A 10,268-nucleotide genomic window follows, 5' to 3' on the forward strand; every position below is an offset into this window, starting at 1 on the left:
TGTTTGTGTAAGTTAAGTTCCAGTGATCTGTTAGTAGACTTCTTCTTCTTCAATGACAGGCTCTTCTGGTTCAGCAGGAACCTCGGCATGACTAGCTCGTCGTGCTTCTGGTTTGTGACGAAGTTTGTTCAGTTGTCTCTCTAATTTTTGTTCTACTTCGTTAATGGCTGTGTATAGGTCCGCGTGAACAGCTGAGGCAACCAGTTGGCCTTTTGGTACGCTAAGTACGGCTTCAAATTTCTTATTTTTGTTTGGCTCTTCTTGGAAGCTAGCGTTGCAACCAATAATGTCGACTTGCCATTTTTCTAGTTTCTTAAACTTTTCTTCAATGTGAGCGCGAATCGCAGAGGTGATTTCGATGTTTTTGCCAGTGATATTCATTTTCATATATGTCGCTTCCTCTGTGTAAACCCCTTATGGGATGGATTCAGATTACGACTCTGACGAAATAATTTTTGTGATATAGATCACGTTAATGTGTGGTTGTTTAATAGCGGGTAATGTTTGTGATTATTTGCATAGCTTTGCAAGAAAACCCTTGCGGTCATCACTTTTTGATGTCAAATTTGAATGGATAGAGGCACTAAGAATCAATGATTTTTAGTGCCTCTGTTCGTTCTATAGCTGCTTGATTTATAACGCAAGTGGACGGAATTAATCATCAACGTCAAAGATTAACTGCACCGCTTCGATCTCTTCAATTAATTCACTGTTATGTTCGTTTCGCTGATCTTGGATCTCACCTAGCTGTTTATAGATGGTGTAGTAGCGATTGATGTTGGCAACATACTGTACAGGCTCACGGCCAATGTTGCGTCGGGCCACAATCTCAACATTGTTAAACCATACGTTATGGTCAAAGCCTTGCTTCTTTGCCAATGCTCGCATTCTGCGTATCTTAGCTGGGCCTGCATTGTAGGAAGCTAGGCTAAAGTATACTTTATCGTTGGCCTCGATGTCTGGGTCGCTGAAGTATCGGTCGTGAATAAAGCGAAGGTATTTTGTGCCAGCGTGAATGTTGTTTTCAACGGGCTTGATGTTGGGAATGTTGATGTAAGGGTCTTTCGCCGTAGCGGGTAATACCTGCATTATCCCAACGGCTCCTCGATGGGAGACCTTGCTGTTGTCTAAACCTGATTCTTGGAAAGCCTGAGCCGATAACATCACCCAATCAATCTCGTACTCCTGTCCATAGCGCTCAAATAACTTAGACAAGTTCGCTAGTCTTTCCATTTTTTTAGGATTCAATGCACGAGTCAACCAGCGGGTGTCTTGTAGGTACTTACCGTAGATGACATTACCTAGTAAGGTTCCCCCCTTGGCGGTCTTCAAGTAGCTATTAATGACCTTTTTAAATTCAGGGCTGTCATGGCGCAGAGCCCATGCAATCTGTCCGTCAGTACGCAATTGCAATTGCTCGTGTACTTGAACGTTTTCCATGACGTTCACCCATAATTGCGCTTTGTGGCTATCAATGATGGTGGCTGGAATCAGTCCTTGATTGACCATTTCGATCAGTTCAATGTCTTGAAGGTTTTCTTGAATAAAGTTGACTCTAACCGGTGTGAATCCGTTGCTGGATAGCTTTCGGTTGAGAACTTGGATGCTTTCAAAGTAGCTAGAGCTGGCGCGTATCCACACTTCCATGCCGCTGGCCTGCTCGAAGGAGGTAATTTCTTCAACCTTGTCACTGGTTAGAAAGAGTTCACTCACCCCTATTAAGATAGGGGTGCTGAAGTCGATGATCTTTTCTCGGCGTTCTGTAATGGTAAGGTTTGCTACCGCAATATCACCATAACCCTCATTCAAAGCGTCAAACAGTTCGTCTCTGGCGACGGGAATGATTTTAACCCTCATAAAAGGGTGCGCCTTCTTGAGGTTCATTTCGAAGTGATGAAGCTGTTCGGCGATAATGCCTTTTGGTCTACCGCCCTCGACATAATAAAAACCAAGATCAGCGGATACTAGTGCGCGTACAACACCTTTCTCTTTAAGGGTTTTATAGTCACCAGTATAGGTATTGTTAAGTAAAGGAGACAGCTCCAATGCTTGTGTAGAAAAGGATATTAACGATGAGGCAAGTAGCCAAATTATAAGATTTTTCATACAACATTCCGTGTTGGGTTATGAAAAAGTGACGCATGCGCCACAACGGAATGTTAAAAATTTAACATTCCGTCTCTAGAATTTAACACTTAAAGGGGATTTAGCTCAATCAGTTTTTCAGTTCGAGCTACAGCATCGTCTAAATTAAGCTCTTTATAAGCAATAAGTTGCAAGCGTAGAGACTTTCTAGCCGCTTCTGTATCAGGATAGCTGCGCTGAATCTCTTGGCTGCGATTGATAGCAGCGATCCATGCTTCACGACGGATATAAAAATCTGCTGTCGCATAATCATAGTTTGCTAGACGGTTCTTTAGAAAGACTAAGCGTTGCTCTGAATCTTCAGCGTATGGGCTATTTGGATAACGTTGTAGCAGGCGCTTGAAATCATTAAATGCCAGTTTAACAGGCTCTGGATCTCGATCTGAACGGTCGATGTTAAACACATCGTGAAGGAAGTTCCTGTCCTGCGCCATATGAGAAAGACCACGCATATACAGAATCCAATCTGATTTTTCGTGCGTTGGGTTTAAGCGAGTAAAGCGCTCAATGGTCGCCAAAGCGAGTGGCAGCTCATCGTTCTTATAGTAGGCATACACAAGATCTAGCTGAACTTGCTCTGAATACGGACCGAATGGGTAACGAGAATCCAAAGCTTCCAGTTTTTCTACAGCAGAAGACCAATTACCTGCTCGTAAAGAGATTTGAGCCTCAGTATACAATTCTGCAGGTGGGATATCAGGTACGATTTCATCGCTACTGCTGCATCCAAAAAGCAACAAAGCAGACAGAAGACCGATTATAGTTTGATGTTTCATGTTAAAACGAGAAGCCATGCTCAATTAATTTATTTCCTTGGTTGCCGTTACAATCGACGAGTAAGCAGATACAATAACGGATAGAACGCTTATTTTTTCATATAAACAAGCATTAGTCCCACAGTTTTTTAAAAAGTTCGATATGGCCCAGCAGATAGAATTAAAAAGTACCGTAAAAGAGAGCCAACTAGGCCAACGCCTAGATCAGGCCATTGCAGAATTGTTCGACGATTTTTCTCGTTCGCGCATGAAAGAATGGCTGCTTGCTGGAAAAGTCAGCGTTGATGGCGTTGTCGTGACCAAAGCTCGCATAAAGGTAATGGGCGGTGAAGAGATCACTGTTCAAGCCGAGATCGAAGATGAAGAACGTTGGGAAGCGCAAGATATCCCTCTAGATATCGTCTACGAAGACGACGATTTGTTGGTTATCAACAAGCCTCGTGGCTTTGTTGTTCACCCTGGAGCGGGTACCCCTGATAGCACAGTGCTTAACGCCTTGTTGTTCCATTATCCACAAATCGCCGAAGTACCGCGTGCAGGTATTGTGCACCGTCTTGATAAAGACACTACCGGTTTGATGGTTGTGGCGAAGAATGTTCCGACGCAGACTCGTCTTGTACGTGCTTTGCAAAAGCGCCGTATTACTCGTGAATACGAAGCGATTGCCATTGGTAAAATGACAGCAGGTGGCATGGTAGAAAAACCCATTGGTCGTCACTCTACCAAGCGTACCTTGATGGCAGTAAACGAATTAGGTAAGCCGGCAGTAACGCACTATCGAGTTGCGGAGCATTTCCGTGAACATACTCGTATTAGACTTCGTCTAGAGACTGGTCGTACCCACCAGATTCGCGTACACATGTCTTATTTGCAACACCCTCTACTTGGGGACATTGCATACGGCGGCCGTGCGCGCATCCCTAAAGGGGCTTCAGAAGAGCTAACTGCGATGATTCGTGGTTTTGATCGTCAAGCCCTGCATGCGGTTATGCTGAAGTTCGACCACCCATCAAGCGGTGAAGAGATGCAGTTTCATGCACCTGTGCCTGATGACATGGTCGAAATGGCAGAAGCTCTGCGTCAAGATATGCGTCTGAACCACGAAGACGAATATTAATGAGTTACTTGCATCCTAGTTGGGACGTTGTAGAACGCGTGAAATCCATTAGCTCTACTCGAGTTGGTGGCTTCTCATCAGACGATTTTGCGAGTCTTAATCTAGGGATGCATGTGAATGATGACCCTGTTATCGTTCAAAAAAATCGAGATCATCTTGCTCAGCTGAGCAAGATGCCCTTATCTCCTGTGTGGATGAATCAAACCCACTCTACCACTGTGGTCGAATTGACCGAACCTACCTCTGAAACCATTGAAGCTGATGCCTTAGTGACGTCTGTACCAGGGATTGTATGCAGTGTAATGACCGCAGATTGCCTACCTGTTTTATTCGCTAGCGTCGACGGCACGAAAGTGGCGAGTGCTCATGCTGGATGGCGCGGTTTAGTCGGTGGGATCTTAGAGAATACATTAAGCCATTTTACCTCTCCCGTTATTGCTTGGGTTGGTCCAGCCATTAGCTTGGATGCATTTGAAGTGGGAGATGAAGTAAGGCAGCAATTTGTTGATATAAACAATGACGATGCCATTGCTTTTCATCAGCACAAACCGGGCAAGTGGATGGCCGATCTTCCCTTACTCGCTAAGCTGAGACTGAAAAGAGCGGGTTGCGATGATGTGACCCTTTCAGGCTTATGCACATACTCTGACCCAGAGCGTTTCTTTTCTTACCGCAGACAAGCATCTACTGGACGCCAATCTAGCTTTATTTGGATTGAATAACCCTCCTTCTTATACCTAACACTTGAAAATGTCTTTTGATGCAACCATGTGATTATTAAATAATCATTTATTGCTCTCAGGAGGCCAACATGCGTTACGATCGTTTAACCGGTAAATTTCAAGCCGCACTTTCTGATGCCCAGTCTTTGGCAGTAGGCCGAGATCATCAATATATCGAGCCATCACATCTACTTTTCTCTTTACTCAATCAAGAGGGAGGGAGCGTAAGACCACTATTAACCTTAATACAGGTTGATATTGCGCAGCTGCGTGCTCAATTATCACAAAAGCTGGATAGCTTTCCAAAAGTCAGTGGCATGTCTGCTGATGTACAAGTCTCTTCATCACTGACCAAATTACTGAATTTGTGCGATAAGTTTGCGCAAAAACGCAACGATAGCTACATCTCATCCGAGTTATTCTTGCAAGCGGCGATTCATGACAACAGCCAGCTTGGGCCAATGCTCAAGTCTCAAGGTGTCACTGAAAAAAAGATCGTTGAAGCCATCGAAAAGATCACTGGTGGTCAAAAGGTAGATGACCCTAATGCCGAAGAGCAGCGTCAAGCATTAGAGAAATACACCATTGACCTTACTGCTCGTGCAGAGCAGGGCAAACTCGACCCTGTTATTGGTCGAGATGATGAGATTCGTCGTACCATTCAAGTGTTGCAGCGCAGAACCAAAAACAACCCCGTACTGATTGGTGAACCGGGTGTAGGTAAAACCGCCATTGTCGAAGGGCTTGCTCAGCGCATCATCAATGATGAAGTCCCAGAAGGACTTAAAGGACGTCGCGTACTTGCTTTGGATATGGGCGCACTGATTGCCGGTGCCAAATATAGAGGTGAGTTTGAAGAGCGTTTAAAAGCAGTGCTTACTGAACTGGCTCAAGAAGAGGGGAATATCATCCTCTTTATCGATGAAATGCATACCATGGTCGGTGCGGGTAAAGCCGATGGCGCCATGGATGCGGGTAATATGCTAAAACCAGCATTGGCTCGAGGTGAACTTCACTGCGTCGGAGCAACAACATTAGATGAACATCGCCAATATATAGAGAAAGACCCTGCGCTTGAACGTCGTTTTCAAAAAGTGCTGGTGGATGAGCCTAGTGTGGAAGATACCATCGCAATCCTACGTGGCTTAAAAGAGAAGTATGAGCTTCACCACCATGTTGATATTACTGACCCTGCTATTGTTGCAGCCGCGACCCTATCACATCGTTATGTCTCTGACCGCCAATTGCCAGACAAGGCCATTGACCTAATAGATGAGGCAGCCTCTTCTATTCGTATGCAGATCGACTCAAAGCCAGAGGCGATGGACAAGCTTGATCGTCGAATCATTCAATTGAAGATGGAGCAGCAGGCGTTAAATAAAGAAGATGATGATGCCAGTCGTAAGCGCATAATGCTGATCAATGAAGAGTTGTCTGACAAAGAACGCCAGTATGCTGAACTTGATGAGGTATGGATGGCTGAAAAGGCCTCACTATCGGGTACGCAAAATATCAAAGCTGAGCTAGAACAAGCGCGTTTAGATATTGAGTTTGCGCGCCGAGCTGGCGACCTCAATCGAATGTCTGAGCTGCAATATGGTCGTATCCCTGAATTAGAGAAGCAACTGCAACTTGCCTCTGAAGCTGAGCAGAAAGAGCTGACCTTACTTAAGAATAAAGTAGGGGATGCTGAAATCGCAGAAGTGCTCTCAAAACAAACCGGTATTCCTGTGGCGAAGATGCTTGAGGCTGAAAAGTCAAAGCTATTGCGTATGGAAGAAGAACTGCATGAAAACGTCATTGGGCAAAACGAGGCGGTAAACGCGGTTTCTGATGCAATTCGTCGCAGTCGTGCGGGGCTCTCTGATCCTAATAAACCCATTGGGTCATTCTTATTCCTCGGTCCAACGGGGGTAGGCAAGACCGAATTGTGCAAGACACTAGCCAACTTTATGTTTGATAGCGAAGATGCCATGGTTCGCATTGATATGTCCGAATTCATGGAAAAACACTCTGTTGCTAGATTAGTAGGCGCACCTCCTGGTTATGTAGGTTACGAAGAGGGTGGGTACCTTACCGAAGCGATAAGACGTAAGCCTTATTCGGTTATTCTATTGGATGAAGTAGAGAAGGCGCATCCTGACGTATTCAATATACTTCTACAGGTGCTTGACGACGGACGACTTACTGATGGACAAGGTCGTACGGTCGATTTCCGTAATACTGTCTTGATCATGACCTCAAATTTAGGGTCTACGCAGATCCAAGAGGGATTTGGTGAGGCGTCCTATACGCAAATGAAAGAACGAGTAATGGAAGTGGTGAAAAGTCATTTCCGTCCAGAGTTTTTAAACCGCGTGGATGAAAGTGTCGTATTCCACCCTCTAGGTGAAAAACATATTCGCAATATTGCTTCTATTCAGCTTCAAGCGTTGATTGCGCGTTTAGAAGCGAAAGAGTACCTGCTGTCTATTACTGATGAAGCGTTGGATAAAATTGCTCATATTGGCTTTGATCCTGTTTATGGTGCGAGACCGCTTAAGCGTGCCATTCAGCAATACATTGAAAATCCTTTGGCAAAATCACTGTTGTCGGGGAAATTTGCTCCAGGAGAGCCAATAGAACTGGTTGTTGAAGGTGACAATATTGTAGCGAGACAAGGTTAATCGACTAAATCGCTCGTTTATTTCACGGTAGAATTAGCGCGTAAACGTTTGCTTTGTTTGAAAAGTAAACGGTCGGTGCTTTTTGTTGAAAAAAGTCCTTTCTAGGGGTTGTCAGGGGGCGTTTTATTCTTATAATGCGCCTCCGTTGTCACGATAAACATCGCAGACAACAAGCGGTTCTAAAAAGATGAAATGATTAATAAAAAAGTGGTTGACACTGATAATTATCTCATTAGAATAGGCCGTCCGCTTGGAGAGGTAACCCTTGAAAAGCAACGCTCTTTAACAATTTAAACCTATCAATCTGTGTGGGCACTCGTTGATGATAATCGAAAAGATTTATCAATGAACTGAGTGACCAAAACGATGACTTTTAGTCATTGGCACAGTCAATTCATTATCGTTCTGTTGGAACGATAATAGCTTTAAAATTACTTCTTACTTTCGAGTAAGGAACAGTTTTGAAGTCAGTATTCATTGAGCCGGTCGCAAGACCAAAAAAACTTTAATTGAAGAGTTTGATCATGGCTCAGATTGAACGCTGGCGGCAGGCCTAACACATGCAAGTCGAGCGGAAACGATGATTCTGAACCTTCGGGGAACGAATTAGGCGTCGAGCGGCGGACGGGTGAGTAATGCCTGGGAAATTGCCCTGATGTGGGGGATAACCATTGGAAACGATGGCTAATACCGCATAACGTCTACGGACCAAAGAGGGGGACCTTCGGGCCTCTCGCTTCAGGATATGCCCAGGTGGGATTAGCTAGTTGGTGAGGTAATGGCTCACCAAGGCGACGATCCCTAGCTGGTCTGAGAGGATGATCAGCCACACTGGAACTGAGACACGGTCCAGACTCCTACGGGAGGCAGCAGTGGGGAATATTGCACAATGGGCGCAAGCCTGATGCAGCCATGCCGCGTGTATGAAGAAGGCCTTCGGGTTGTAAAGTACTTTCAGTCGTGAGGAAGGCGTTGAAGTTAATAGCTTCAGCGTTTGACGTTAGCGACAGAAGAAGCACCGGCTAACTCCGTGCCAGCAGCCGCGGTAATACGGAGGGTGCGAGCGTTAATCGGAATTACTGGGCGTAAAGCGCATGCAGGTGGTTTGTTAAGTCAGATGTGAAAGCCCGGGGCTCAACCTCGGAACCGCATTTGAAACTGGCAGGCTAGAGTACTGTAGAGGGGGGTAGAATTTCAGGTGTAGCGGTGAAATGCGTAGAGATCTGAAGGAATACCAGTGGCGAAGGCGGCCCCCTGGACAGATACTGACACTCAGATGCGAAAGCGTGGGGAGCAAACAGGATTAGATACCCTGGTAGTCCACGCCGTAAACGATGTCTACTTGGAGGTTGTGGCCTTGAGCCGTGGCTTTCGGAGCTAACGCGTTAAGTAGACCGCCTGGGGAGTACGGTCGCAAGATTAAAACTCAAATGAATTGACGGGGGCCCGCACAAGCGGTGGAGCATGTGGTTTAATTCGATGCAACGCGAAGAACCTTACCTACTCTTGACATCCAGAGAACTCGCTAGAGATAGCTTGGTGCCTTCGGGAACTCTGAGACAGGTGCTGCATGGCTGTCGTCAGCTCGTGTTGTGAAATGTTGGGTTAAGTCCCGCAACGAGCGCAACCCTTATCCTTGTTTGCCAGCACGTAATGGTGGGAACTCCAGGGAGACTGCCGGTGATAAACCGGAGGAAGGTGGGGACGACGTCAAGTCATCATGGCCCTTACGAGTAGGGCTACACACGTGCTACAATGGCGCATACAGAGGGCGGCCAACCAGCGATGGTGAGCGAATCCCAAAAAGTGCGTCGTAGTCCGGATTGGAGTCTGCAACTCGACTCCATGAAGTCGGAATCGCTAGTAATCGTGAATCAGAATGTCACGGTGAATACGTTCCCGGGCCTTGTACACACCGCCCGTCACACCATGGGAGTGGGCTGCAAAAGAAGTGGGTAGTTTAACCTTCGGGGAGGACGCTCACCACTTTGTGGTTCATGACTGGGGTGAAGTCGTAACAAGGTAGCCCTAGGGGAACCTGGGGCTGGATCACCTCCTTATACGATGATTACTCACGATGAGTGTCCACACAGATTGATACGGTTTAGAAAGTAAAGAGATTTTGAAACACCCCCCAAGGTGTTTCGACAGTTTATGTTTGCTCTTTGGAGTAAAGATAAATCTAGTGTCCCGTTCGTCTAGAGGCCTAGGACACCGCCCTTTCACGGCGGTAACAGGGGTTCGACTCCCCTACGGGATACCATTGGGTCGTTAGCTCAGCTGGTAGAGCAGTTGACTTTTAATCAATTGGTCGCAGGTTCGAATCCTGCACGACCCACCATTTTCTCCCTTAAAAGGAGAAAATAGTTCCTAAGATGGGGCTATAGCTCAGCTGGGAGAGCGCCTGCCTTGCACGCAGGAGGTCTGCGGTTCGATCCCGCATAGCTCCACCATCTTAGAATGTTCATACCACTGAACAATAAAATGTGGGCGATTAGCTCAGTTGGGAGAGCACCTCCCTTACAAGGAGGGGGTCACTGGTTCGAGCCCGGTATCGCCCACCATTCTCTAACTATTTTTGGAAACTTATTCCAAACCAGAACAAGAAATTGATACTGGTTGGGATTTTTGTCGCCTAAGCGAAGTAACTGAAAGTAATTAGAAAATGTTTTTTTATTGCCTTTTGGCTAGAAAATCATGCTCTTTAACAATTTGGAAAGCTGACGAATAGTATTTGATTAATACTATTCAAATTTAAAAGTTCTCAAATCCTAGTGTCTATTTATAGATGTTAGGTACCAACACACATTCAAGTGTTCTTGGGAATGTATCCTTGCCAGGA

General features: G+C 45.7%; 6 protein-coding genes, 4 tRNA genes and 1 rRNA gene. 8 read left to right on the forward strand and 3 right to left on the reverse strand.

Features of this window, described 5'->3' with window-relative positions:
* Positions 1-30: 30 nt before the first annotated feature.
* The 3 genes from hpf to bamD form a co-directional block, all read right to left on the reverse strand.
* Positions 31-387: a ribosome hibernation-promoting factor, HPF/YfiA family gene (hpf, locus tag D5I41_RS10470; protein ID WP_017026914.1), complete on the reverse strand. Its 357-nt coding sequence runs from the start codon at positions 385-387 to the stop codon at positions 31-33.
* 267 nt (positions 388-654) lie between these two features.
* On the reverse strand, positions 655-2,106 hold the full coding sequence (locus D5I41_RS10475) for an MltF family protein (RefSeq protein ID WP_119009752.1): 1,452 nt from the start codon (positions 2,104-2,106) through the stop codon (positions 655-657).
* Positions 2,107-2,195: 89 nt separating this feature from the next.
* Entirely contained in the window at positions 2,196-2,921 is a 726-nt protein-coding gene (gene bamD, locus D5I41_RS10480; protein WP_119011491.1) for an outer membrane protein assembly factor BamD, read from the reverse strand.
* Between the two features lie 142 nt (positions 2,922-3,063).
* Between bamD and rluD the strand changes: the two genes are divergently transcribed.
* The 8 genes from rluD to D5I41_RS10520 all read left to right on the forward strand — a co-directional run bounded on the left by rluD (position 3,064) and on the right by D5I41_RS10520 (position 9,990).
* Positions 3,064-4,038, forward strand: a complete 975-nt coding sequence (gene rluD / locus D5I41_RS10485) for a 23S rRNA pseudouridine(1911/1915/1917) synthase RluD (RefSeq protein WP_119009753.1) — start codon at positions 3,064-3,066, stop codon at positions 4,036-4,038.
* Entirely contained in the window at positions 4,038-4,760 is a 723-nt protein-coding gene (pgeF, locus tag D5I41_RS10490; protein ID WP_119009754.1) for a peptidoglycan editing factor PgeF, read from the forward strand. Before rluD ends, pgeF begins: the two co-directional genes overlap by 1 nt.
* Before the next feature lie 89 nt (positions 4,761-4,849).
* The gene (gene clpB / locus D5I41_RS10495) at positions 4,850-7,426 is read left to right on the forward strand and encodes an ATP-dependent chaperone ClpB (RefSeq protein WP_119009755.1); all 2,577 of its coding nucleotides are present in this window, start codon (positions 4,850-4,852) and stop codon (positions 7,424-7,426) included.
* Positions 7,427-7,932: 506 nt separating this feature from the next.
* A 16S ribosomal RNA gene (locus D5I41_RS10500) occupies positions 7,933-9,486 on the forward strand.
* A gap of 127 nt (positions 9,487-9,613) precedes the next feature.
* Positions 9,614-9,689: transfer RNA gene (locus D5I41_RS10505), tRNA-Glu, on the forward strand.
* 2 nt (positions 9,690-9,691) lie between these two features.
* Positions 9,692-9,767 (forward strand) — tRNA-Lys (locus tag D5I41_RS10510).
* 36 nt (positions 9,768-9,803) lie between these two features.
* Positions 9,804-9,879, forward strand: a tRNA-Ala gene (locus D5I41_RS10515).
* Between the two features lie 35 nt (positions 9,880-9,914).
* A tRNA-Val gene (locus D5I41_RS10520) sits at positions 9,915-9,990 on the forward strand.
* The last annotated feature ends 278 nt before the right edge of the window (positions 9,991-10,268 follow it).

Origin of the sequence: Vibrio superstes, assembly GCF_003569005.1 — a bacterium.
In the GTDB taxonomy this organism is placed as follows: Bacteria; Pseudomonadota; Gammaproteobacteria; order Enterobacterales; family Vibrionaceae; genus Vibrio; species Vibrio superstes.